The organism is Mesorhizobium sp. M7A.F.Ca.CA.001.04.2.1, from assembly GCF_003998485.1.
Lineage (GTDB): Bacteria > Pseudomonadota > Alphaproteobacteria > Rhizobiales > Rhizobiaceae > Mesorhizobium > Mesorhizobium ciceri.
The window spans coordinates 1-21,344 of the sequence record NZ_RZQT01000010.1 but is presented as its reverse complement, the minus strand read 5'-3'; the positions used below and the strand labels follow the sequence as shown (position 1 = coordinate 21,344).

25 protein-coding genes are annotated in these 21,344 nt (G+C 63.1%); 9 read left to right on the top strand and 16 right to left on the bottom strand.

The window, feature by feature from the left end; all coding sequences use genetic code 11:
* Nucleotides 1-8: 8 nt before the first annotated feature.
* From EN955_RS05355 to EN955_RS05320, 7 genes are all read right to left on the bottom strand, one after another.
* A complete protein-coding gene (locus EN955_RS05355; protein ID WP_024501990.1) occupies nucleotides 9-2,564 on the bottom strand; it encodes a PAS domain-containing sensor histidine kinase in 2,556 nt (851 codons plus the stop codon).
* A gap of 199 nt (nucleotides 2,565-2,763) precedes the next feature.
* Nucleotides 2,764-4,164, bottom strand: coding sequence for an adenosylhomocysteinase (gene ahcY / locus EN955_RS05350; RefSeq protein ID WP_013528332.1), 1,401 nt, complete (start codon nucleotides 4,162-4,164; stop codon nucleotides 2,764-2,766).
* A 180-nt stretch (nucleotides 4,165-4,344) separates the two neighbouring features.
* Complete coding sequence (locus EN955_RS05345; RefSeq protein ID WP_013528333.1) at nucleotides 4,345-4,641, bottom strand: HPr family phosphocarrier protein; 297 nt, start codon at nucleotides 4,639-4,641, stop codon at nucleotides 4,345-4,347.
* Complete coding sequence (locus EN955_RS05340) at nucleotides 4,638-5,039, bottom strand: PTS sugar transporter subunit IIA (protein WP_010912939.1); 402 nt, start codon at nucleotides 5,037-5,039, stop codon at nucleotides 4,638-4,640. Before EN955_RS05340 ends, EN955_RS05345 begins: the two co-directional genes overlap by 4 nt.
* A gap of 164 nt (nucleotides 5,040-5,203) precedes the next feature.
* Nucleotides 5,204-5,665, bottom strand: coding sequence for a serine kinase (locus EN955_RS05330; RefSeq protein ID WP_024501991.1), 462 nt, complete (start codon nucleotides 5,663-5,665; stop codon nucleotides 5,204-5,206).
* A gap of 17 nt (nucleotides 5,666-5,682) precedes the next feature.
* Nucleotides 5,683-7,467: a sensor histidine kinase gene (locus tag EN955_RS05325; RefSeq protein ID WP_024501992.1), complete on the bottom strand. Its 1,785-nt coding sequence runs from the start codon at nucleotides 7,465-7,467 to the stop codon at nucleotides 5,683-5,685.
* 20 nt (nucleotides 7,468-7,487) lie between these two features.
* Nucleotides 7,488-8,189 (bottom strand): response regulator transcription factor, encoded by a 702-nt coding sequence (locus EN955_RS05320; RefSeq protein ID WP_013528337.1) that lies wholly within the window; start codon nucleotides 8,187-8,189, stop codon nucleotides 7,488-7,490.
* Nucleotides 8,190-8,532: 343 nt separating this feature from the next.
* Here EN955_RS05320 and EN955_RS05315 point away from each other — a divergent pair, with 343 nt between their 5' ends.
* From EN955_RS05315 to EN955_RS05300, 4 genes are all read left to right on the top strand, one after another.
* Entirely contained in the window at nucleotides 8,533-10,143 is a 1,611-nt protein-coding gene (locus EN955_RS05315) for a phosphoenolpyruvate carboxykinase (protein WP_024501994.1), read from the top strand.
* Between the two features lie 84 nt (nucleotides 10,144-10,227).
* Nucleotides 10,228-10,665, top strand: a complete 438-nt coding sequence (gene arfB, locus EN955_RS05310; RefSeq protein WP_024501995.1) for an alternative ribosome rescue aminoacyl-tRNA hydrolase ArfB — start codon at nucleotides 10,228-10,230, stop codon at nucleotides 10,663-10,665.
* 90 nt (nucleotides 10,666-10,755) lie between these two features.
* Nucleotides 10,756-11,229 carry a peptidoglycan-binding protein LysM gene (gene lysM, locus EN955_RS05305; RefSeq protein WP_013528340.1) on the top strand — a complete coding sequence of 158 codons (474 nt, stop codon included), beginning with the start codon at nucleotides 10,756-10,758 and terminating at the stop codon, nucleotides 11,227-11,229.
* A 102-nt stretch (nucleotides 11,230-11,331) separates the two neighbouring features.
* A complete protein-coding gene (locus EN955_RS05300) occupies nucleotides 11,332-11,961 on the top strand; it encodes an alpha-ketoglutarate-dependent dioxygenase AlkB (protein WP_024501996.1) in 630 nt (209 codons plus the stop codon).
* Here the strand turns inward: EN955_RS05300 and coaA are convergent.
* From coaA to hisB, 9 genes are all read right to left on the bottom strand, one after another.
* A complete protein-coding gene (gene coaA, locus EN955_RS05295; protein ID WP_013528342.1) occupies nucleotides 11,948-12,907 on the bottom strand; it encodes a type I pantothenate kinase in 960 nt (319 codons plus the stop codon). The two genes, EN955_RS05300 and coaA, sit on opposite strands and share 14 nt — an antisense overlap.
* A gap of 24 nt (nucleotides 12,908-12,931) precedes the next feature.
* Nucleotides 12,932-13,255 carry a phosphoribosyl-ATP diphosphatase gene (locus tag EN955_RS05290; protein WP_024501997.1) on the bottom strand — a complete coding sequence of 108 codons (324 nt, stop codon included), beginning with the start codon at nucleotides 13,253-13,255 and terminating at the stop codon, nucleotides 12,932-12,934.
* A gap of 70 nt (nucleotides 13,256-13,325) precedes the next feature.
* Nucleotides 13,326-14,120 (bottom strand): imidazole glycerol phosphate synthase subunit HisF, encoded by a 795-nt coding sequence (gene hisF, locus EN955_RS05285; RefSeq protein WP_024501998.1) that lies wholly within the window; start codon nucleotides 14,118-14,120, stop codon nucleotides 13,326-13,328.
* Nucleotides 14,117-14,953 carry an arginase family protein gene (locus tag EN955_RS05280; RefSeq protein ID WP_024501999.1) on the bottom strand — a complete coding sequence of 279 codons (837 nt, stop codon included), beginning with the start codon at nucleotides 14,951-14,953 and terminating at the stop codon, nucleotides 14,117-14,119. Before EN955_RS05280 ends, hisF begins: the two co-directional genes overlap by 4 nt.
* The gene (gene hisA / locus EN955_RS05275) at nucleotides 14,950-15,693 is read right to left on the bottom strand and encodes a 1-(5-phosphoribosyl)-5-[(5-phosphoribosylamino)methylideneamino]imidazole-4-carboxamide isomerase (RefSeq protein ID WP_013528346.1); all 744 of its coding nucleotides are present in this window, start codon (nucleotides 15,691-15,693) and stop codon (nucleotides 14,950-14,952) included. The genes EN955_RS05280 and hisA overlap by 4 nt, the downstream gene beginning before the upstream one ends.
* A gap of 4 nt (nucleotides 15,694-15,697) precedes the next feature.
* Nucleotides 15,698-15,988: a DUF1330 domain-containing protein gene (locus EN955_RS05270; RefSeq protein ID WP_013528347.1), complete on the bottom strand. Its 291-nt coding sequence runs from the start codon at nucleotides 15,986-15,988 to the stop codon at nucleotides 15,698-15,700.
* 86 nt (nucleotides 15,989-16,074) lie between these two features.
* Nucleotides 16,075-16,725 (bottom strand): imidazole glycerol phosphate synthase subunit HisH, encoded by a 651-nt coding sequence (gene hisH / locus EN955_RS05265; RefSeq protein WP_024502000.1) that lies wholly within the window; start codon nucleotides 16,723-16,725, stop codon nucleotides 16,075-16,077.
* 23 nt (nucleotides 16,726-16,748) lie between these two features.
* Nucleotides 16,749-17,225 carry a DUF2628 domain-containing protein gene (locus EN955_RS05260; RefSeq protein WP_024502001.1) on the bottom strand — a complete coding sequence of 159 codons (477 nt, stop codon included), beginning with the start codon at nucleotides 17,223-17,225 and terminating at the stop codon, nucleotides 16,749-16,751.
* Between the two features lie 4 nt (nucleotides 17,226-17,229).
* On the bottom strand, nucleotides 17,230-17,829 hold the full coding sequence (hisB, locus tag EN955_RS05255; protein ID WP_024502002.1) for an imidazoleglycerol-phosphate dehydratase HisB: 600 nt from the start codon (nucleotides 17,827-17,829) through the stop codon (nucleotides 17,230-17,232).
* Nucleotides 17,830-18,072: 243 nt separating this feature from the next.
* Here hisB and hslV point away from each other — a divergent pair, with 243 nt between their 5' ends.
* The 5 genes from hslV to EN955_RS05230 form a co-directional block, all read left to right on the top strand.
* Nucleotides 18,073-18,624: an ATP-dependent protease subunit HslV gene (gene hslV, locus EN955_RS05250; RefSeq protein WP_013528351.1), complete on the top strand. Its 552-nt coding sequence runs from the start codon at nucleotides 18,073-18,075 to the stop codon at nucleotides 18,622-18,624.
* Nucleotides 18,614-19,129, top strand: a complete 516-nt coding sequence (locus tag EN955_RS05245; protein ID WP_024502003.1) for a GNAT family N-acetyltransferase — start codon at nucleotides 18,614-18,616, stop codon at nucleotides 19,127-19,129. Before hslV ends, EN955_RS05245 begins: the two co-directional genes overlap by 11 nt.
* Nucleotides 19,126-20,286: a hypothetical protein gene (locus tag EN955_RS05240; protein WP_024502004.1), complete on the top strand. Its 1,161-nt coding sequence runs from the start codon at nucleotides 19,126-19,128 to the stop codon at nucleotides 20,284-20,286. Before EN955_RS05245 ends, EN955_RS05240 begins: the two co-directional genes overlap by 4 nt.
* Nucleotides 20,287-20,392: 106 nt before the next feature.
* Nucleotides 20,393-20,938 (top strand): DUF2585 domain-containing protein, encoded by a 546-nt coding sequence (locus EN955_RS05235; protein WP_224618702.1) that lies wholly within the window; start codon nucleotides 20,393-20,395, stop codon nucleotides 20,936-20,938.
* A gap of 4 nt (nucleotides 20,939-20,942) precedes the next feature.
* Nucleotides 20,943-21,344 (top strand): AAA family ATPase (locus EN955_RS05230; protein ID WP_127223400.1); only part of this gene is annotated, 402 nt, incomplete at its 3' end.

Genomic DNA, 21,344 nt, shown 5'->3' with positions numbered 1-21,344 from the left:
CTAACGCGCTACTCGGCCGCGGCACGGATGCCCGGCATGTCTGGAAAGGTGCAGATGACGGTCGTGCCCTTGTCCTTGCCGGTTTCGATGCGAACGCTGCCGCCATGCAGCTCGACGAAGCTCTTAACGATCGACAGGCCGAGGCCGGCGCCGCGCCGGCGGCCACCATTGGCGCGCGGCTCGAAACGGCGGAACACCGAATCGAGCACATCGGGCGGCATGCCGGGACCGTCGTCATGGACCGAGAATTCCACCCCGTCCGCCAGATGGCGGCAAGTGAGCCGGATGGTGCTGGCTTCCGGGGCGTAATTGGCGGCGTTGCTGAGCAGATTGTAGAGGATCTGGCGGACGCGGACCTCATCGCCGTGAAACGTCTTCGGCGCCGAGGCTGCTTCGACCTCGAGCCTGATCGAATGCTCTTCCAGCCGGTCGGCCACCAGTTCGGCCGCAGCGGCGATGGTGCGATCGACCTGCACCTCGGAAATATCGAGCTGCATGATGCCGGCGTCCACCGTCGCCAGGTCGAGTATGTCGTTGACGATGGTGAGCAGGACCGCGGAGGAGGAGCTGACATGCTCGACATATTCCCGCTGCTTCTGCGTCAGCGGACCGGTCGTGGGCTGTGACAGGAGTTCGGTGAAGCCGATGATGTTGGTCAGCGGCGAGCGCAGTTCATAGGAAACGTGCTGGACGAATTCGTTCTTGAGCTGATCGGATTTTTGCAGCGCCTCGTTCTTGTCCTTCAGCGCCCGCTCGACATGGACGCTGTCGGTGACGTCGACGAAGGTCATCATCACCTGCCCGTTGGGCAGCGGGATCATGGCGTAACTCAACACGTTGCCGTTGTTGAGCTCGGTCTGTCCGTGGCGGTCGCGGCGCTCGTCGTCGAAGCCGGTGACGGCGGCAACAAAGCCGGGCCAGGGGCTGTCCGCCGCCTGCCGGTCGCAAAGGTCGCGGATGGTGGAAACATGGACGCTGGGCTTGGCCGCTTCGCCGCTCAATCCCCAGAGCGTGGCAAAGGCAGGATTCGACAGCCGGAGCCTGCCGTCGGGTCCGAACACCGCTACGCCTTCGGCAAGATTGTCGAGCGTCTCGCCCTGGACCCGCACCGCTGTCTGGTAGCGGCTCTCGAGGTCCATCTTCTCGGTCAGGTTCTCGAACACCCAGGTCACGCCGCCCTTGGGCTGGGGGTTGGCGACGACGCGGATGGTCTTGCCATCCGGCAGATGCCACCAATGTTCCTGGGATTCCACAGCGCGATAGGCGCCGAGCAGGCCTTCCTTCCAGCGGCGCCATTCAGGCTGTTCGGCGATCTTGCCTTCGCTGCGCAGCCGGTCGAGCAGCAAGGCATTGTCTGGAGCGCTGTGCAGGAAGCCTGCGTCCAGGCCCCAAAGCTTCTGGAAGGCCTGGTTGAAGAACCGCAGCTTCTCGTCGGTGTCGAAAATGGCGACCGCCGTGTTGAGCTGGTCGAGCGTGTCGGCGTGGCTTCGCACTGTCCGTTCGTATTCGCCGCGAACGGCTTCGATGGCACTGGTGTCGCAGGCAAGGCCGGCCGAGCCATCGCTGCCGGCGAAATCGGTGACCGCGAACACACGGCGGTCGCCTTCGATCACGGTGGACAGCGACTGCTCGAAAACCGGATGCGTCCTGTGCTGGGCGGCAATCGCATCGCGCGCCTGGCCGCCGAGGAACTCTTTCTTCTCCCGAACCGCGGCTTCGGCATTTTCGGCTTCGACGGCATAGGCATAGGCGCGGTTGACCCACCTCAGCCCGCCATCCTCGCTGCGGAGCCACGCCGGCATGTTCAGCGCGTCGAGCAGGCCGATCATCGTGTCGTGGTCGGCGGCCAGCCGCTGGTTCTCGATCTTCAGCCTGGCCTGGCTGCGCTGCGTCTCCGAGAGCGAGACGAAACGCACGAGCACATGCGCGGCACTCTTGCGGCCATGCACTTCGAGCGGCGCACCGGCCTGCGATTCGATGACCAGGTCGAAGGGTTTGGCCTTTTCGCGCAATCCCGCGACGGCATGTTCGAGTGCCGCCGCCGAACGCGGCATCAGCCAGCGGCCGAAAGCAAGAAAAGCGGCCCTATCCTCGGGAGCGCCGCTTTCGACGGGCAATGTGCCGATGAGCTCGGGCTTCTTGTTTTCCGCAGCCCAGACGACGACGCGCTGGTCGCGCAGATTGAGCAGCGCCTCGGAACGGCGGAGCGCCGCGTTGATGTCGGCGAGGCGGCTCCTGAGTTCGACATTCTCCGCCGAGGTGCGGGCTCTTTCGCGGATGAGAACGATGGCCGATATCAGTGCGGCACCCGTCACGCCGACGAACACTGCAAGCTGCATGACATCAATGGCACTCACCGACAGTCCGGCGACGCTGGCAACAGCGGTCTCGGCATGCGCGGCGGCGCCGGCCAAGGGCCCCGCGAGCGCGGAGGTGGCAAGGAATGTCGACGCGCGGGCGCGCCAGGACAGGCTCCCCCCTTCCAGGGCGGAGCCAGCAATCCCCGAATCGTCATGGCCGCCGGAAACGGCCCGTCCCGCTCTGTGCGGGTGTTGCCCCGGCATGTCTTGGTCCTCTCCGCCGCCTGAATGCAAGACCGCCCTGATGCGTGCCTCTCTTGACCCTCTCGGGCTGGAAGCATCGCCGAATCACCTGACAATAACCCCTCGCCGAATCGGCGTGAAGGCTGATGGCGCGCAAAAATAAGGCCGGGCGAAAAGTCAATCGCCCGGCCTCAATATCTGGTAGTAATTTTAGCTTTGGTTAATAGCGGTAGTGTTCCGGCTTGAACGGACCCTGCGGCGTGACGCCGATATAGGCGGCCTGTTCACCCGACAGTTCGGTCAGGCGGGCGCCGAGCTTGTCGAGATGCAGGCGGGCGACCTTTTCGTCGAGATGCTTGGGCAGGACATAGACCTGGTTCTCGTACTGGCCGGGCTTGGTGTAGAGCTCGATCTGCGCCAGCACCTGGTTGGTGAAGGATGCCGACATGACGAAGCTCGGGTGGCCGGTGGCGTTGCCGAGATTGAGCAGCCGTCCTTCCGACAAAAGGATCATCCGCTTGCCGTCCGCGAAGGTGATCATATCGACCTGCGGCTTGACGTTGGTCCATTTCAAATTGCGCAGCGCGGCGACCTGGATCTCATTGTCGAAGTGGCCGATGTTGCCGACGATGACCATGTCCTTCATCGAGCGCATATGGTCGAGGGTGACGACATCCTTGTTGCCGGTGGTGGTGATGACGATGTCGGCGGTGGGGGCCGCATCTTCCAGCGTGACGACTTCAAAACCGTCCATCGCAGCCTGCAGGGCGCAGATCGGATCGACCTCGGTGACCTTGACGCGGGCACCGGCGCCCTTGAGCGAGGCCGACGAGCCCTTGCCGACGTCGCCATAACCGCACACGACAGCGACCTTGCCGGCCATCATCGTGTCGGTGCCGCGGCGGATGCCGTCGACCAGCGATTCCTTGCAGCCATACTTGTTGTCGAACTTCGACTTGGTGACCGAGTCGTTGACGTTGATGGCAGGGAAGGGCAGCAGGCCCTTCTTCTGCAGCTGGTAGAGCCGGTTGACGCCGGTGGTCGTCTCTTCGGTGACGCCGCGGATCGCCGCCTTCTGCTTGGTGAAGAAGCCGGGCGAAGCCTTCAGGCGCTTCTTGACCTGGGCGTAGAAATATTCCTCTTCCTCGCTCTGCGGGTTGGACAGCACGTCCTCGCCGGCCTCGGCGCGGGCGCCGATCAGGATGTACATGGTGGCGTCGCCGCCATCATCGAGGATCATGTTGGAGAGGCCGCCATCGGCCCACTGGAAGATCTTGTCGGTGTAGTCCCAATACTCCTCCAGCGACTCGCCCTTGACGGCAAACACCGGGATGCCGGCCTCGGCGATGGCCGCGGCCGCATGGTCCTGGGTCGAGAAGATGTTGCAGGAGGCCCAGCGGATATCGGCGCCAAGCGCCTTCAGCGTCTCGATCAGCACCGCCGTCTGGATGGTCATGTGCAGCGAGCCGGTGATGCGCGCACCCTTGAGCGGCTGCTTGGGGCCGAATTCCTCACGGCAGGCCATCAGGCCCGGCATTTCGGTTTCGGCGATCTCGAGTTCCTTGCGGCCCCAGCCGGCAAGCGAGATGTCGGCGACTACATAGTCCTTGCTACCCGTCATGGCAGTACTCCGATGCGAATGTTGTGCTTGCGAATTTGTTGCGGACACGCCCGCGCCGGTCGGCGCGTCCAAGGGCGCGAATTGCCGGCCTGACTAGCAGATCGGAGCAAGGACGACAATGGGATATAAAGAAATCTTTATCCCTGCATGTCTCTCGGACGCATATCGCGCTCTACCAGATCAGCATTCCTCGCCGAAGCGGGACGCCACCAGTTGCTCCAGGGCGTCGATGACCTGCTGGGCCTCCGGCCCGCTGGCGGTGACGCGGATCGAATAGCCGGGGCTTGCCGCCAGCATCATCAGGCCCATGATCGAGGTGCCGCCAACCTTGACGCCATCCTTCTCGACATGCACCGAGGCATCGAAGCCGCTGGCCAGCTGGACGAACTTCGCCGAAGCGCGCGCATGAAGGCCGCGCTGGTTGATGATGGGGAAATCCCGGACTATCTGATCTTTTTCCGGGGACAGCGCGGTCATTTGCTGCTCAGGAGCTGGCTGGCAACATTGATGTATTTGCGACCGGCGGCCTGGGCCTCATCAAGGGCGGCCGCCATGTTGTCGCCCTTGCGGATCGAGGAAAGCTTGATCAGCATCGGCAGATTCATGCCGGCGATCACCTCGGTGCGGCCGGACTCCATCACCGAGATGGCAAGATTGGAGGGCGTGCCGCCGAACATGTCGGTCAGCACGATGACGCCCGCCCCGGTGTCGACACGGGCAACCGCGTCGACGATGTCGCGGCGACGCTGCTCCATATCGTCGTCGGCACCGATCGCCACGGTTTCGAAATTGTCTTGTGGCCCGACGACATGTTCGACGGCATGTCGGAACTCGGTGGCCAGTTGACCGTGCGTTACAAGCACGAGTCCGATCATTCTTTGGTGGCTCCCGTCATCGCCGCTTCACAGGCGCATTTTATGCTCGCCAGCCAATCCAGGCGGCGGGAGCGCTATCTTGTCGACGCGCGGCCCGTTGACAAGCCCAAAATTGCGCAGGCGCATGCCATTTTGACGCATTGCAGCAAAAAACCCGGAGCGGATCATAGAAAAGGCGCGATCGACAGCCGCGCCATCACGACCGGTAAGGCCGCCGCGACATTGCGTTCGACCACATCGACCTGTGGCACCAGACAACCCACGATGTTGCTTGCGGCATCCTCCTGGAAGCGCGGCGCTTCATCGGCCGGCACCAGGTGGACATGCAGGTCGACGAGGCCTGCCGGCTCGAATGGCAGAGGCCGGGGGCCGAGCCCAGGCACCTCGACGAGGCCTTCTATGGCGGCGGGAGCGCGGCACAGAAGCCGCCCGGCATGCGCCTCGACAAAGAGCTGATCGTCACCGACGAGCCGCGCGAACGATCCGCGCTGGCGACAATGATCTATGAGCGCCAGCGCCAGCGCCGTCTTGCCCGAGCCGGAGGCTCCGGTGATGAGAATGCCGCGCTCGCCGATCAAAACCATTGTCGCGTGAATGTTTTCAGGCTGCACGGCTGGACCAGGCATGGTTGGAATTCATGCTCTCAGCCTTCGGCCGGCAACGTCACCACAAAACGCGCGCCCTTGATCTCGCCGGGTTTGGTGCCGGGGATGTTTTCGGCGGTTAGCGTGCCGCCATGGGCCTCGACGATTTGCCTGGATATCGACAGGCCAAGGCCCGAATTCTGGCCGAATGCCTCGCCGGCCGGCCGATCCGTGTAGAAGCGCTCGAAGATGCGGTCGATGTTGTCGGCCCGGATGCCGGGGCCATTGTCGTCGATGGTGACGATGTTGAACTTGCCGGCACGCGCCAGCGACAGGCTGATGTGGCCATGATCCTCGGGAACGAAGGAACGGGCGTTCTCGATCAAATTGGTGATGACCTGGCCGATGCGCAGATCATGGCCGACGACGACATAGCCTTTGACGCCCTGCGGCAGTTTGGCGGCCTTGAACTCGATCTCGACCGCCTTCTTGTTGCGCGTCGCTTCGCGCGAAACGGCGACCAGATCGGTGATGAATTTCTTCAAATCGACCGTTCCCGCATCTTCACGCGCGAGTTCCGCGTCCAGGCGCGATGCGTCGGAAATATCGGTGATGAGCCGGTCCAGCCGCCTGACATCGTGCTGGATGATATCCATCAGCCGGCCGCGCGAATCGTCGTTCTTGGCCAGCGGCAAGGTCTCCACCGCGCTGCGCAGCGACGTCAGCGGGTTCTTCAGCTCGTGCGAGACATCGGCCGCGAAGCTTTCGATCGCCTCGATCCGGGCGTAGAGCGCGTTGGTCATGTCGCGTATGGCGATCGACAGATTGCCGATCTCGTCCTGGCGGTCGGAAAAGTCGGGGATTTCCTCACGGCTCTTGACGCCGCGCCGCACTCGCACCGCCGCCGCCGACAGCCGGCGCAGCGGATTGGCGATGGTCGAGGCGAGCAGCATCGACAGGATGGCGGTGACAAGGGCCGCGATGCCGAAGACGCGCAGGATCGCCTTGCGCTCGGCGGCGACGATCTTGTCGATGTCGCCGCCTTCGGTCGACAGCATCAGCACGCCCAGGACGGCACGAAAGCGCTGGATCGGCACCGCCACCGAAACGATCTGCTCGCCCTGCTCGCTGACGCGCACGATGGTCGAAGGGCTGCCGGTGAGCGCCTTGACCACTTCCGGGAAAGCGGCGCCATTGCCGCCCGGCTGCTCGTGATAGACCGGCAGCTCGGTGTTGCGGAAGAAGTCGAAGACGAATTTCTGGATGCGCTCGACCAGATCGGGCTCTTCTTCCTCGACCGGCGGCAGGTCGTAGCGCAGGATCTGGCCACGCGAATAGAGGTGGCGCGAATCGAGCAGCAGATTGGCGTCGCGGTCATAGATGCGGGCGCGGGTTCTGGTCGGCGAGATCAGCCTTCGCAGCACCGGGGCGACACGCTCCGGGTTGATGGGGAAATCGAGATTGTCGAGCTGGTCGGAGCCCGGCCCCAGGCTTTCGCCGGCCTGCAGTTCAAGCAGCTTTTCCGGGTCGATGCTGATCGAATCCGTCTCGACCGTCGCCGAAGCGGCGATGGCGCCGGCGATGATCTCGCCCTGGGTCATCAGGCTTTCGACGCGGGCGTCGATCAGTCCGTCGCGGAAGGTGTTGAGATAGAGGATGCCGGTCACCAGGACGGCGAGGCCGGCAAGGTTGAGGAACAGGATACGCCGCGTCAGGCTGGAAAAGATGTGATGGCCAAGGAAGCGGCGCATCGGCACCGTGATCTTCGAGACGAAGGACGGCATGATCCGCGACGGCCGCCTGGAGGCGCCCGCCGGTCTTGTTCGCTGTGCTTCCACTGCCATCGAATAGCAGGCCCTGCTACTTATGCTTCGCGGAACCGGTATCCGACTCCGTAAAGGGTTTCGATCATCTCGAAGTCGTCGTCGACGGCCTTGAACTTCTTGCGCAGCCGCTTGATGTGGCTGTCGATGGTGCGGTCGTCGACATAGACCTGTTCATCATAAGCCGAATCCATCAGCGCATCACGGCTTTTTACGACACCGGGACGCTGCGCCAGCGAATGCAGGATCAGGAACTCGGTGACGGTGAGCGTCACCGGCTCGCCCTTCCAGGTGCAGGTGTGGCGCTCCTGGTCCATGACGAGCTGGCCGCGCTCGAGAGAGCGGGCCTGCTGGCTGGGTGTCTTGGCGGCGGCCTCGCGGGCACTGGCGCGGCGCAGCACGGCGCGCACGCGCTCGACCAGCAGGCGCTGTGAGAAGGGTTTGCGGATGAAATCGTCGGCGCCCATCTTGAGGCCGAACAATTCGTCGATCTCGTCGTCCTTGGAGGTCAGGAAGATCACCGGCAGGTCGGACTTCTGGCGCATCCGGCGCAGCAGTTCCATGCCGTCCATGCGCGGCATCTTGATGTCGAGGATGGCAAGGTTCGGCGGGCGTGCCGCCAGGCCTTCCAGCGCCGACGCACCATCCGTGTAGGTCTCGACGCGATACCCCTCGGATTCCAGGGCGATCGACACCGATGTCAGAATGTTGCGGTCGTCATCGACAAGCGCGATTGTTGCCATTTCAAGCGGCTCCCTCATGAGCTGTCCCTTCTGTCGTAGAGAAGGGGCTTTTGCAGGACAAATTAGGTACAAAATGTGGCATAGGCCTTGTCCGCTGTCACGCGCGGCATGCCGGCGGCCACAATCCTACCTCGACATGGATGGGACGAATGTACATCGCCAATCCTTTGGGCAACCGCCAAACTTTTTGCACATATAAACGATTTAAACAACTTTCAAAATATTTAAATCGATTAATGATTTGATATCATTCGTCTTTTCTGGTTCTGACCATCTCAGCCCGCGTAGTGGGCGTGCCGGGAAGGTGCCGGCAAAGATGCGGCAAATCCAAGAGGGACACTCGATGTCGGAAGTCGGCAAACGCAATTCCGCCTGCGCGATCGATCATATCGGCCTGAAAACCACCGGCGTGGTGCGCTATAATTTCGGTGCGGCTGCCCTTTATGAGGACTCGATCCGGCGCGGCGAAGCCCGCTTGACGGCACATGGCGCGCTGGTCGCCGAAACAGGCCAGCACACCGGCCGCTCGCCCAAGGACAAGTTTGTCGTCCGCAACAGTGACACCGAACCGCACGTCTGGTGGGACAACAACAAGGCAATTTCACAAGCCCAGTTCGACACGCTGCTCGCTGATTTCCAGGCGCATGCCGCGGACAAGGATCTATACGTCCAGGACCTGATCGGCGGCGCCGATGCGGAGCTGAAGCTGCCGACCAGGGTGGTCACCGAATTTGCCTGGCACTCGCTGTTCATCCGCAATCTGCTCATTCGTCCCGATGCCGCCGAGCTCAAGCATTTCGTGCCTGACATGACGATCATCGACCTGCCGTCCTTCCGCGCCGATCCCGCCCGCCACGGCAGCCGCACCGAAACGGTGATCGCCGTGGATCTCACGCGCAAGATCGTGCTGATCGGCGGCACCTCCTATGCCGGCGAGATGAAGAAGTCGGTGTTCACCATGCTCAACTATCTGCTGCCGGCGAAAGGCGTGATGCCGATGCATTGCTCGGCCAACGAGGGTATGGCCGGCGACGCCGCCATCTTCTTCGGCCTGTCCGGCACCGGCAAGACGACACTCTCGGCCGATCCCTCGCGCACGCTGATCGGCGACGACGAGCATGGCTGGGGACCGCACGGCATCTTCAATTTCGAAGGCGGCTGCTACGCCAAGACGATCAAGCTGTCGGCGGAAGCCGAGCCGGAAATCTTCGCCACCACGCAGCGCTTCGGCACGGTGCTGGAAAACGTCGTGCTCGACGCTGATGGCGTGCCGGATTTCAACGACGGAAGGCTGACCGAAAACACACGCTGCGCCTACCCGCTGGATTTCATTCCCAACGCCAGCAAGACCGGCCGCGCCAACCATCCGAAGAACATCATCATGCTGACCGCCGATGCGTTCGGCGTGATGCCGCCGATCGCGCGGCTGACCCCGGCGCAGGCGATGTATCATTTCCTCTCCGGCTACACCGCCAAGGTGGCCGGAACCGAAAAGGGCGTGACCGAGCCCGAAGCGACGTTTTCGACCTGTTTCGGCGCACCGTTCATGCCGCGCCATCCATCGGAATACGGCAATTTGCTGCGCGAGCTGATTGCCCGCCACGGCGCCGATTGCTGGCTGGTCAACACCGGCTGGACCGGCGGCGCCTACGGCACCGGCAAGCGCATGCCGATCAAGGCGACGCGGGCCTTGCTTGCCGCCGCACTCGACGGCTCGCTCAAGACGGCCGAGTTCCGCACCGACCCTCATTTCGGTTTCGAGGTGCCGGTGGCGGTTCGAGGCGTCGACAGCGCCATTCTCGACCCGCGCTCCACCTGGGCCGACAAGGCCGGCTATGACCGGCAGGCGGCAAGGCTGGTCGGCATGTTCGCCGTCAATTTCGAGAAATTCGAAAGCCATGTCGACGCCGTGGTGCTGGGTGCGGCGCCGCGCATGCAGGAAGCCGCGGAGTAATCCGCGCCACAAGGTTCAGCTTCGTTGAAAGGCCCGGTTCGATCGGGCCTTTTCTTTTTCGATCCGCCGCGCCATGACTGCGGCATGGCGAGCGACGACAATATCTTCATATCAGGCGATGCGGTGATCCATCCGGGCGACCTGCACGAGGATTTCATCCGCTCGTCCGGCCCCGGCGGCCAGAACGTCAACAAGGTGGCGACGGCGGTGCAGTTGCGGTTCGACGCAGCCAACGCGACGGGTCTGTCGGAGCGCGTGCGCGAGCGGACGATCAAGCTTGCCGGCCAGCGTGCCACCAAGGACGGCGTCATCGTCATCGAAGCGGGCCGCTTCCGCACCCAGGAACAGAACCGGGCGGATGCGCGGGCACGGCTGACGGCATTGGTCGCCAAGGCCGCCGAGCCGCCACCGCCGCCGCGCAAGAAGACGCGGCCGTCGAAAGGTGCCGTGGAACGGCGGCTGAAGAGCAAGGCCGGGCGCGGCACGATCAAGAAGCTGCGCGGCCGGGTGGAGAACGATTGAGCACCGCGAAGCTGCAACGCGCGGGTGGCTTCCAATTCTGGGTTGCAGATGGCAAGCTGCGATCACCCACCACAGCAATGGAGACCAACGATGGGCATGTTCGATTTCGTCAAGAGTGTCGGCAAGAAACTGGGCATCGGCGGTGACGACGAAGCCGCACCCACGGCCGACACACTCAAGAAGGAGCTCGATTCGCACAAGCTCGGCACCGATGGCGTCGAGGTCGTCGTCAACGGCGATACGGCAGTGCTGAAGGGTGTGGTCAAGGACCAGTCGATCTTCGAGAAGGCGGTCATCGCCGTCGGCAACACGCTCGGCGTCTCCAAGGTGCAGGCGGACGAATTACAGGTCGCGCCAGCACCTGGCACGGCCGCCGCCCCGGCCAAGGAGCCCACCTTTTACACCGTGAAGAAGGGCGACAATCTCTGGAAGATCGCCGAGAAAAGCTACGGCAAGGGCCAAGGCGTCAAGAACACGGTCATATTCGAGGCCAACAAGCCGATGCTGACCCATCCCGACAAGATCTATCCGGGCCAGGTGCTGCGCATCCCCGACCTCGCCTGATCGGCGACTGCCAATTCGACAAGAGCGGCGGCTTTCGGGTCGCCGTTTTCATTTGATCGTGACATTTTACGGTTCCGAACCATCCAAAAGGTGATCGAATCCGTGCTCGTTCTGCCCAAAGGCGTCCGCCACATGCCGGCCTACCTGTCACGCACCGTGCAGGAAGAACTGGTCGACGAGGTGAGACGGATCGTGCAGCAGGCGCCGCTGTTCGTGCCGGCCATGCCGCGCACCGGCAAGGAGATGAGCGTGCGCATGACCAATTGCGGGCCGCTGGGCTGGGTCACCGACAAGGAGCACGGCTATCGTTACCAGCCGGCGCATCCGCTAACCGGGGCGCCTTGGCCGCCAATTCCGGATGCGCTGCTCGACCTGTGGCGCGAGGTCTCGGGCTATCCGCATCCGCCGGAAGCGTGCCTGATCAATTTCTACACGGCGGATGCGAAGATGGGCCTGCATCAGGACCGCGACGAGACCGATTTTTCGGCGCCGGTCGTCTCCGTCTCGCTCGGCGACGACTGCCTGTTCCGGGTTGGCCAGACCACGCGTGATGGCGCCACCAAGTCGTTCAGGCTGCAAAGCGGTGATGTCGTGGTGCTCGGCGGCGAGGGGCGGCTGTGCTTTCACGGCGTCGATCGGATCTATCCCTCGACCTCGGCGCTGCTGAAAAACGGTGGGCGGATCAATCTGACATTGCGACGGGTGACGAAGCCGGCCGTCACAGCTTCCTGAGCGCCACTTCCTCGATCAGGTGGTCGGCCCCCTTGCGCAGGATCAAGTCGGCGCGGGCCCGCGTCGGCAGGATGTTCTCGCGCAGATTCTTCAAATTGATGTTGGTCCACAGGCCTTCGGCGATGGCGCGCGCCGAACCCTCCGACAGCTGCGAGTAGCGGTGAAAGAAGGAGTCCGGATTGCGGAATGCGGTCTCACGCAGCCGCATGAAGCGGGAAATGTACCAGTTGTGGATCAGCTTCTCGTCGGCATCGATGTAGATGGCGAAGTCGAAGAAGTCCGACAGGAAAGGCACGATCTTGCCGTCCTGCGGCAGCTTGCCGGGCTGCAGGACATTGATGCCTTCGAAGATCAATATGTCGGGCCGGTCGATGGTGACGAACTCGCCGGGAATGACGTCATAGGTGAGGTGCGAATAGACCGGCGCGCGGACATCGGGCAGCGCCGACTTGATGCCCGACAGGAAGCGCAGCAGCGCGCCGACATCGTAACTGTCTGGAAAACCCTTGCGCTCCATCAGGTTCTCGCGGCGCAGGACCTCGTTGGGCAGCAGGAAGCCGTCGGTGGTGATGAGATCGACCTTGGGGCTCGACGGCCAGCGCGCCAAAAGCTCCTTCAGCACGCGTGCGGTGGTCGATTTGCCGACCGCGACGGAACCGGCGATGCCGATGATGAAGGGCGTCTTGACCACGTCGACCGCGTTGAAGAAGGCCTGGCGTTGCCGAAACAGCAGCTGGCTCGCTTCGACATGAGCCGACAACAGCCGCGACAGCGACAGATAGATGCGCGTGACCTCTTCGAGATCGACCGGATCGTTGAGCGACCGCAGGCGGCGGAATTCGTCCGCACTCAGCGTCAGCGGCGTGTCGGCGCGGAATTGCGACCATTGCTCGGCGGAGAAGAAGCGAAACGGGGAATACTTCTCGGTCGGCGCGAGCTGATCCATCGAGATACCTGCCCTTCCTCGCGGTCAGCCCTTGGGCCGTGACGCCTTCTCGGCGATGCCCGAACGCCGGGTGCGGCCTTCGAGCTCCTTGAGCACGTCGCTCAGCGAAACCCCCGAGAGGCCGAGAACGACGAGCCAATGATATATAAGATCGGCACTTTCCGAAACGAGGGCCTGTTTGTCGCCCTTGACGGCGGCAATCACCGTCTCGACTGCTTCCTCGCCGAGTTTCTGCGCCGCCTTGTCGATGCCGCGCGCGAACAGTTTTGCCGTCCACGATTCCCGGTCGCCGGAATGGGCGCGTTCCCTAATGGTTTCTTCAAGATCTGACAGCGAAAACTCAGCCATGGCGCCATCTATCTGCTTGTTTAGGCATGATCTTTTCCGAAAACCGGTTCCCACTTTTCGGGATCATGCTTTAGGGCCGATTATTCACAGAGTCCAGCCGCATCGGCAGCCCTGCGGCGGCCATATGCGCCTTGGCCTGCGCTATCGTGTAGGTACCGAAATGGAAGATGGACGCGGCCAGCACCGCACCGGCATGGCCGTCGCGAATGCCTTCGACCATGTGGTCGAGCGTGCCGACGCCGCCGGAAGCGATGACCGGCGCACGCACGGCGTCTGATATCGCGCGGGTCAGCGCGATGTCGTAGCCGGCCTTGGTGCCGTCGCGATCCATCGAGGTCAGCAGGATCTCGCCGGCGCCGCGATCGACCATTTTCCGCGCGAACTCGACCGCGTCGATGCCGGTCTTTTCGCGCCCGCCATGGGTGAAGATCTCCCAGCGGTCGGCCTCACCGGTGGCAGACACTTTCTTGGCGTCGATGGCGACGACGATGCACTGGTTGCCGAACTTGTCGGCGGCCTCGGCAACGAAATCCGGGTTCTTCACCGCCGCCGTGTTGATCGACACCTTGTCGGCGCCGGCCAGCAGCAGCTTCCTGATGTCGGCGACCTGGCGCACGCCGCCGCCGACGGTCAGCGGCATGAAGCATTGTTCGGCGGTGCGTGCGATGACGTCGAAGATGGTTTCGCGATTGTCCGACGAAGCAGTGATGTCGAGGAAGCAAAGCTCGTCGGCGCCGGCCGCGTCATAGGCCTTGGCCGCCTCGACCGGATCGCCGGCGTCGACGAGATCGACGAAGTTGACGCCCTTGACGACACGGCCGTTCTTGACGTCGAGACAGGGGATGACACGGGCTTTCAGCATCAGCGGCCCTCTATCGTGGCGATGAGATCGTTCAGCAACTGGCCGACCAGCGGCGGAACATCGGCCTGCGCGTCGAAAGCCGGATCGTAGGCGGAGACGGTGATGCCGACGACCGGCACCGCAAGCGCCATGGCGCAAGTGGCGTCGCGCAACTGCTCCGGGCTCGGTCCGCCCGAAGTGATATAGCGGTTGGCCTGCAACTCGCGGGGATCATGCACGTCCATGTCGAGATGCATGTGGACGCGTTTGGCGCCGGCGATCTTCAGTCTTTCGGTCGCCTGGGCCACTCCGGCGCATTCCGTCCGCACGATCGGCAATGTCTCCAGCAGCCGCTTCTCGTCCGGATCGAGATCGCGCGCGTTGACGAGCACGCAACGCGACGGATCGATCGGCCTGAAGCCGGGAATGGCCGACGCCATCGGCCTCCAGCACAGGCCAAGCACCGTCGCCAGCGCCATGCCGTCGAGAAAGCCATATGCCGATGTCTCGGGCGTGTTGAGGTCGCCATGCTGGTCGGCCCAGATGATCGCATCGGCGTCCTCGCCGGCGACCGCACCGGCTGATGTCAGGCAGTTTCCCGCAAGGACGATGGGAAACCGGCCGGCGTCACGGGCAAGGCGAACCTCGGTCGCAACCGCGTTGCAGACAGCAAAGCCGGTGGCGATCTCGCGCTCCTGGATGTCTCCGACCCTGCCGATGTCTTCCACCGTAACGTCATGGCCGGCCATGGTCAGCGCGTCGACGAGCCCGCCTGATATCAGTGCGTCCGGGCCCTGGCCCATGCCGCCATGGTAATGGCCGCTGTCGTAGGAGGCCAGGATGATGGAGATTTTCACGTCCGCGTCTCCGCCCTGCCCTGCAGGATCGCCAGGGCCTCGGCCGGATCGATGCGGCCGTCATAGAGCGCGCGCCCGGAGATCGCCCCTTCGAGCTTTTGCGCATCGGGCATGGTCATGCGCACGATGTCGGCGATCGAGGCGAGGCCGCCCGACGCGATGACCGGGATCGATACGGCATCGGCGAGATCGATGGTGGCGTCCCAGTTGATGCCGGTCAAAACGCCGTCGCGGTCGATATCGGTGTAGATGATGGCGGCGACTCCGGCGCCCTCGAATTTCCTCGCCAGTTCGACGACGCCGAGGCTCGACGCCTCGGCCCAGCCCTCGACGGCGACCTTGCCGCCCTTGGCGTCGATGCCGACGGCGACCTTGCCCGGAAACGCCTTGCAGGCCTGTCTGACCAGGTCCGGGTCACGCACCGCCACCGTGCCAAGGATGACACGGGCCAGCCCGCGATCGAGCCAGTCCTCGATCTGCGCCAGCGTGCGGATGCCGCCGCCGAGCTGCACAGGGTTCTTCGTCGCCTTGAGGATGGCGCCGACCGCCGCGCTGTTGACGCTCTGGCCCTGGAAAGCGCCGTTGAGGTCGACGACATGCAGCCATTCGAAGCCCTGTTGCTCGAAGGCCCGCGCCTGCGCTGCAGGATCATCGTTGTAGATGGTCGCGGTGGCCATGTCGCCGTGCTTCAGGCGCACGCACTGGCCGTCCTTGAGATCGATGGCGGGGAAAAGGATCATCCGTTCAGGCGCCTTCCACAATGGCGAAATGCGATGTCGAATAGAGACGTCGGAACTTCAGCGCCGCCTGGTATTCGGGCGAATGGAAGCAGGCGAGTGCGACCGCGTAGCTCTCGAACTCGATGATGACATGGCGATTGCCCGACGACCCTTCCGGGCTCGACGACTGACCGCCGCGGGTCAGGAATTTTGCGCCATATTTGTCGAAAGCCGCTTTGTTGGCGGCAATGTATAGCGGATAGTTTTCCGGATCGGTCACCTCGACCATCGCCATCCAGTAGCCCTTCTTGCTCATCGGTTTCCCCTTTGCTTGAGCATGATCTCGGGACAAACGGGACCGTTTGTCCGAGAAAACCGGGGTCCACTTTTCGGGATCATGCTCTAGGGCCTCCAGCGCAGGAAATTGGTGATCAGGGCGAGGCCCAGCGCCTGGCTCTTTTCCGGGTGGAATTGCGTGCCGACGAGATTGTCGCGGGCGACGGCCGCCGTCACCGGGCCGCCATAATCGGCGACCGCCAGCACTTCGTCCGGCTTGCGCGCATCGAGGTGGTAGGAGTGCACGAAATAGGCGTGCAGCCCGTTGGTCCCGGTGGGAATGCCGGCAAACAGTGGATGCTGGCGTTTGAGTTCGATCGTGTTCCAGCCGATCTGCGGGATCTTCAGCGCCGGATCGGAAGGCATGATCTCCTTGACGTCGCCCGATATCCAGCCGAAGCCCTCGGTAATTGTCTTTTCAAGGCCGCGCTGCGACATCAGTTGCATGCCGACGCAGATGCCGAGGAAAGGCCGGCCCTTGACGATCGCGACATCCTCGACGGCTTCCCGCATGCCTTCGACGGCCTGCAGGCCGGCCGCGCAATCGGCATAGGCGCCGACGCCGGGCAGGACGATGCGATCGGCCGTGCGCACCCGCTCGGCATCGGCCGTCAGGTCGATCTGCGCCGCGATGCCGGCTTCGCGCGCGGCGCGCTCGAAAGCCTTGGTGGCCGAGCGCAGATTGCCCGAGCCGTAGTCGATGATCGCAACCCGCATATCAGCTTCTTCCCGGAATCATGTCAGTTTCTTCCCGGTATGTGGGTCAGCCCCAGCGCAATGCCCGGCTGCGCTGGCCGCGCGAGGGCAGCATCGGGGACCATGCGCGGCGCCGGCACAACCTCATCGGCAAGCGCTTCCGCCTCCAGCGCATAGCGTGTGTCGGCATCGTCGAGCCAACCGGCTTCGACCGCGCCCCACTCGTGCCAACCACGCCGGCGAAGTGCCGCGATGCGCAGGCCTTGCCCTTCCAGGCCCACATAGAGCGAAACCAGCAACGACAGCAGCGACCCAGCCAGACCAAGGCCGAGCTTCTGGCCCAGCATCGAAAGCAGGCTCATGACGACGAAGGCAAGTGCTGCTTCGATCCACAGCCGATGCCAGGCGAACCATAGCGGCGGCACCAGGAGGCCCAGCCAGGTGAAGCCATCGCGGACAAAGGCCGTCGCATCAGCCTTTTCGCTGCGGCCTGGCGGTTCCATCACGACGTAGGTGGCCATGGCCTTATCCCTTCAACGATCCCTTGGTGGAGGGAACCGCATCCGGCTGGCGCGGATCGCGTTCGAGAGCAGCGCGCAGCGCGCGCGCCACCGCCTTGAAGCAGGTCTCGGCGATGTGATGGTTGTTGGCGCCATAGTGGTTGGTGACATGCAGCGTAATGCCGGCATTCTGCGCCAGCGCCTGGAAGAACTCGCGCACCAGTTCGGTGTCGAAGGTGCCGATCTTCGGCGACGAGAAGGAAACGTTCCAGACCAGGAAGGGACGGCCGGACACATCGATCGCGGCGCGCGTCAGCGTCTCGTCCATGGCAAGGTCGATCGAGGCATAGCGCATGATGCCGCGCCGCTCGCCGAGCGCCTTGGTCAAGGCCTGGCCGAGCGCGATGCCGGTGTCCTCGACCGTGTGGTGATCGTCGATATGCAGGTCGCCCTTGGCCCTGACCGTCATGTCGATCAGGGAATGGCGCGACAGCTGGTCCAGCATGTGGTCGAAGAAGCCGACGCCCGTAGCGATATCCGACTTGCCGGAACCGTCGACATGGATCGACACGGAGATGTCGGTTTCCTTGGTCTTACGGCTCGCTTCGGCGGAACGGGGCGGCATCACTCTATCCTTGTCCAGAGGTTCACATCGTGACCGGCTCAGAGGCTTCAAGCGCTCGCAGGCTTGAAAACGAAAGCCTTCTAGCAGCATGATCCGGCGATTGCCAGTTGCCTCTGGCAGCGGTATCGGCCTTGCCAGAGAGCGATTTGCAATCACCGGCCCCATGCATACATATGGCCGATCAAAGTTACTCGTACCGCGCCAATCGCCTTATCGGGATGGCGCTGCTCGGAGCGCCAAGAAATGTCCAATGAACTGACCATGCACGCCACGACCATCGTGACGGTGCGCAAGGGCAACAAGGTGGTGATCGCCGGCGACGGCCAGGTCAGCCTTGGCCAGACCATCATGAAGGGCAACGCCAAGAAGGTGCGCCGCATCGGCAAGGGCGGCAATGTGATTGCCGGTTTCGCCGGCGCCACCGCCGACGCCTTCACGCTTCTGGAGCGGCTCGAGGCCAAGCTCGAACAATATCCCGACCAGCTGACGCGCGCCTGCGTCGAGCTCGCCAAGGACTGGCGCACCGACCGCTATCTGCGCCGGCTGGAAGCGATGATGCTGGTGGCAGACAAGTCAGTCTCGCTGGCGCTGACCGGCACCGGCGACGTGCTCGAACCCGAATTCGGCGTCATGGCCATCGGTTCGGGCGGCAATTACGCGCTGGCCGCGGCCCGCGCGCTGATGGACAGCGACAAGGATGCCGAGGAGATCGCCCGCAAGGCGATGCAGATCGCATCCGACATCTGCGTCTACACCAACAACAATTTCGTCGTCGAAACGCTCGATGCCGCCTGAAGAGGTGGTGACCTATGATTTTCGGCCGGTGACGGAGAAAGACCTGCCGATGATCGCCGGCTGGCTTGCCCAGCCGCATGTTGCAGAGTGGTGGGACGATCCGGAGACGGAAATCGCCGGGATTAGCGATCATATCGACTCGATTTCCGTCGAGCCGCTGATCGTCGAGCTCGACGGCAAGCCGATCGCCTATCTGCAGAGCTACGACCCGCATCTGGAAGACGACCACCCCTACGCCGACCAGCCGTTCGGCACGCTCGGCATCGACGTGTCGATCGGCGTGCCGGAGCTGGTCGGGCGTGGCCATGGCTCGGCGATCGTGCGCCAATTTGTCGAACAGCTTTTCGAGGAAGGTGTTCCGCGCGTCATCATCGACCCGGATCCCGCCAATGTCAGGGCGATCCGCGCCTACGAAAAGGCCGGCTTTGTTGCCTTTGACACCAGAACATCGGAGTACGGGCCAGCCCTGATGATGGCGCGCGACGCGACGCAGGAGCCCAATTGATCAGCGCCGAAACCCTCGACAAGGCAGTCGCGAAAGGTTTGATCTCGCAGACCTTGCGCGATCAGTTGGAGGCCATGGAACGCGCGGTCGCTCTCGCCCCCGAGGCCAGGCGCGCCGATGACGAGGGTGACGAGGAAAACCTGCGGCTGGTCGGCGGCGGCAACGATCTGTTCGTCACCGTGGGAACCGTTCTGCTCAGCGCCGGCTTCTTCTTTGCCCTCACCACCTTGCTTCCAGGCCAGACATTCTGGATCGCCGGCATCCTCGCGGTTTTCGCCTGGGGGCTCGCCGAAATCGTCACGCGTCAGCACCGGATGAAACTATCGTCGTCCGTGCTTGCCCTGATTTTCATGGCCGCCATTCTGGCCGCTCTGGCGCTGCAAGTGGAGGCCAGCTTCGGCATACGCAAGCCGGAAACCATCTGGCAGCTATTGGCGTTGCGCCAGACGGCGTCCCGGGCCGGATATCTGTTCCTGGGCGGAGGAATAATCGCGGCGGCGATCTATTTCTGGCGCTTTCGCGTCCCCATCATTGCCGGGACCATCGCCATCGCCTTCACACTGCTTGCCTTCCTGCAAACGGCGATAATCCTGTATGACAGTGTGACAACCGCCGCGATTGCGCCGCCGCGCCTCGAGGACGTTCCCGAATTGCTTCGCGCGGCCCTTTACATGCCGCTGATCTGCGGCCTGATCGTGTTCGCAACGGGTGTCGCTTTTGACATTTACGACAGGGATCGACGCAAGATCTGGTCCGATTGCGCTTTCTGGCTGCATGTCGTCTCGGCGCCGATGCTGGTGCATCCGCTCTTTATCATGGCAACCGGCCAAAACGTCGTATTCGGACATATCGCGCCGGATGCCAATGCAACCATCATGCTGACGATTCTGATCCTTGGCTTCCTCTATGTCGCGCTGGCCATAGACCGCCGTTCGCTTCTGGTTCCTACATTGGCTTACTTCGGCTCGCTGGGCATCTATTATCTGGTGAATTCCGCCTCCGATTCGACGGGCATCCCGCCTTTTGCCTTGATCCTGGTCGTTGTTGGCGCGCTGATTATCCTGTTCGGGGCCGGCTGGCAGCGTATCCGGCGGATTGTGGTCAACCCCACCTTGCCGGCAGCCGTGATCCGCCGGCTACCGCCGCTGAAGGCGTGACAGGACTTTGTGATGGTCGAGACGGCGACGCGAAACGAGGGGGAATGAACCGATGACGACACCGGCCACGGAAAACAGCTATTCGGCCTACGAAGACAGCTGGCGGATGGGGCTTCTGCTGGTGCTTGCCCTGGTCATCTTCCAGGCCGGGGCGCTCTACGGCATGGGGCGGACGCCGATCTGCACCTGCGGCTACGTCAAGCTCTGGCATGGCGTGGTGAACAGTTCGGAGAATTCCCAGCACATTTCGGACTGGTACACGTTCTCGCACATCATCCACGGCTTCCTGTTCTATGCGCTGGCGCGGTTCCTGTTCCCGCGTTCGCCGATCGGCCTGAGGCTGGCGTTCGCCGTCTTCATCGAGGGCGGCTGGGAGCTGCTGGAAAACAGCCCGTTCATCATCGACCGCTACCGCGCCGGCACCATTTCGCTCGATTACTATGGCGACAGCATCATCAATTCGGTGTCGGACACACTGGCCATGGTGCTGGGATTTGTGATGGCGCGAAGGCTACCTATATGGGTGATCGTCAGCCTCGCCATCATCTTCGAACTCGGCACCGGCTACCTCATCCGGGACAATCTGACACTCAACGTGATCATGCTGCTGCATCCGTTCGAGGCCATCAAGCAGTGGCAAAGTGGAATTTAGTGATATGAGCACATTTTCTCCCCGCGAAATCGTTTCGGAACTCGACCGCTTCATCATCGGCCAGAAGGACGCCAAGCGCGCCGTGGCCATTGCCTTGCGCAACCGCTGGCGCCGCCAGCAGCTGGAAGGCCAGATGCGCGAAGAGGTGATGCCCAAGAACATCCTGATGATCGGGCCGACCGGCGTCGGCAAGACGGAAATCTCGCGCCGCCTGGCGCGGCTGGCCGGTGCGCCTTTCGTCAAGGTCGAGGCGACCAAGTTCACCGAAGTCGGCTATGTCGGCCGCGATGTCGAGCAGATCATCCGCGACCTGGTTGAGATCGCCATCGGCCTGGTGCGCGAGAAGATGCGTGAGGACGTCAAGGCGCGCGCCCACGTCAACGCCGAGGAACGTGTGCTGGAAGCA

Excerpts from the sequence above, each read along its gene's own strand:
- EN955_RS05355 (WP_024501990.1), bottom strand. The coding sequence starts at position 2,564 with ATGCCGGGGCAACACCCGCACAGAGCGGGACGGGCCGTTTCCGGCGGC.
- ahcY (WP_013528332.1), bottom strand. The coding sequence starts at position 4,164 with ATGACGGGTAGCAAGGACTATGTAGTCGCCGACATCTCGCTTGCCGGC.
- EN955_RS05345 (WP_013528333.1), bottom strand. The coding sequence starts at position 4,641 with ATGACCGCGCTGTCCCCGGAAAAAGATCAGATAGTCCGGGATTTCCCC.
- EN955_RS05340 (WP_010912939.1), bottom strand. The coding sequence starts at position 5,039 with ATGATCGGACTCGTGCTTGTAACGCACGGTCAACTGGCCACCGAGTTC.
- EN955_RS05330 (WP_024501991.1), bottom strand. The coding sequence starts at position 5,665 with ATGCCTGGTCCAGCCGTGCAGCCTGAAAACATTCACGCGACAATGGTT.
- EN955_RS05325 (WP_024501992.1), bottom strand. The coding sequence starts at position 7,467 with ATGGCAGTGGAAGCACAGCGAACAAGACCGGCGGGCGCCTCCAGGCGG.
- EN955_RS05320 (WP_013528337.1), bottom strand. The coding sequence starts at position 8,189 with ATGGCAACAATCGCGCTTGTCGATGACGACCGCAACATTCTGACATCG.
- EN955_RS05315 (WP_024501994.1), top strand. The coding sequence starts at position 8,533 with ATGTCGGAAGTCGGCAAACGCAATTCCGCCTGCGCGATCGATCATATC.
- arfB (WP_024501995.1), top strand. The coding sequence starts at position 10,228 with ATGGCGAGCGACGACAATATCTTCATATCAGGCGATGCGGTGATCCAT.
- lysM (WP_013528340.1), top strand. The coding sequence starts at position 10,756 with ATGGGCATGTTCGATTTCGTCAAGAGTGTCGGCAAGAAACTGGGCATC.
- coaA (WP_013528342.1), bottom strand. The coding sequence starts at position 12,907 with ATGGATCAGCTCGCGCCGACCGAGAAGTATTCCCCGTTTCGCTTCTTC.
- EN955_RS05290 (WP_024501997.1), bottom strand. The coding sequence starts at position 13,255 with ATGGCTGAGTTTTCGCTGTCAGATCTTGAAGAAACCATTAGGGAACGC.
- hisA (WP_013528346.1), bottom strand. The coding sequence starts at position 15,693 with ATGATCCTTTTCCCCGCCATCGATCTCAAGGACGGCCAGTGCGTGCGC.
- EN955_RS05270 (WP_013528347.1), bottom strand. The coding sequence starts at position 15,988 with ATGAGCAAGAAGGGCTACTGGATGGCGATGGTCGAGGTGACCGATCCG.
- hisH (WP_024502000.1), bottom strand. The coding sequence starts at position 16,725 with ATGCGGGTTGCGATCATCGACTACGGCTCGGGCAATCTGCGCTCGGCC.
- EN955_RS05260 (WP_024502001.1), bottom strand. The coding sequence starts at position 17,225 with ATGGCCACCTACGTCGTGATGGAACCGCCAGGCCGCAGCGAAAAGGCT.
- hisB (WP_024502002.1), bottom strand. The coding sequence starts at position 17,829 with ATGCCGCCCCGTTCCGCCGAAGCGAGCCGTAAGACCAAGGAAACCGAC.
- hslV (WP_013528351.1), top strand. The coding sequence starts at position 18,073 with ATGTCCAATGAACTGACCATGCACGCCACGACCATCGTGACGGTGCGC.
- EN955_RS05245 (WP_024502003.1), top strand. The coding sequence starts at position 18,614 with ATGCCGCCTGAAGAGGTGGTGACCTATGATTTTCGGCCGGTGACGGAG.
- EN955_RS05235 (WP_224618702.1), top strand. The coding sequence starts at position 20,393 with ATGGGGCTTCTGCTGGTGCTTGCCCTGGTCATCTTCCAGGCCGGGGCG.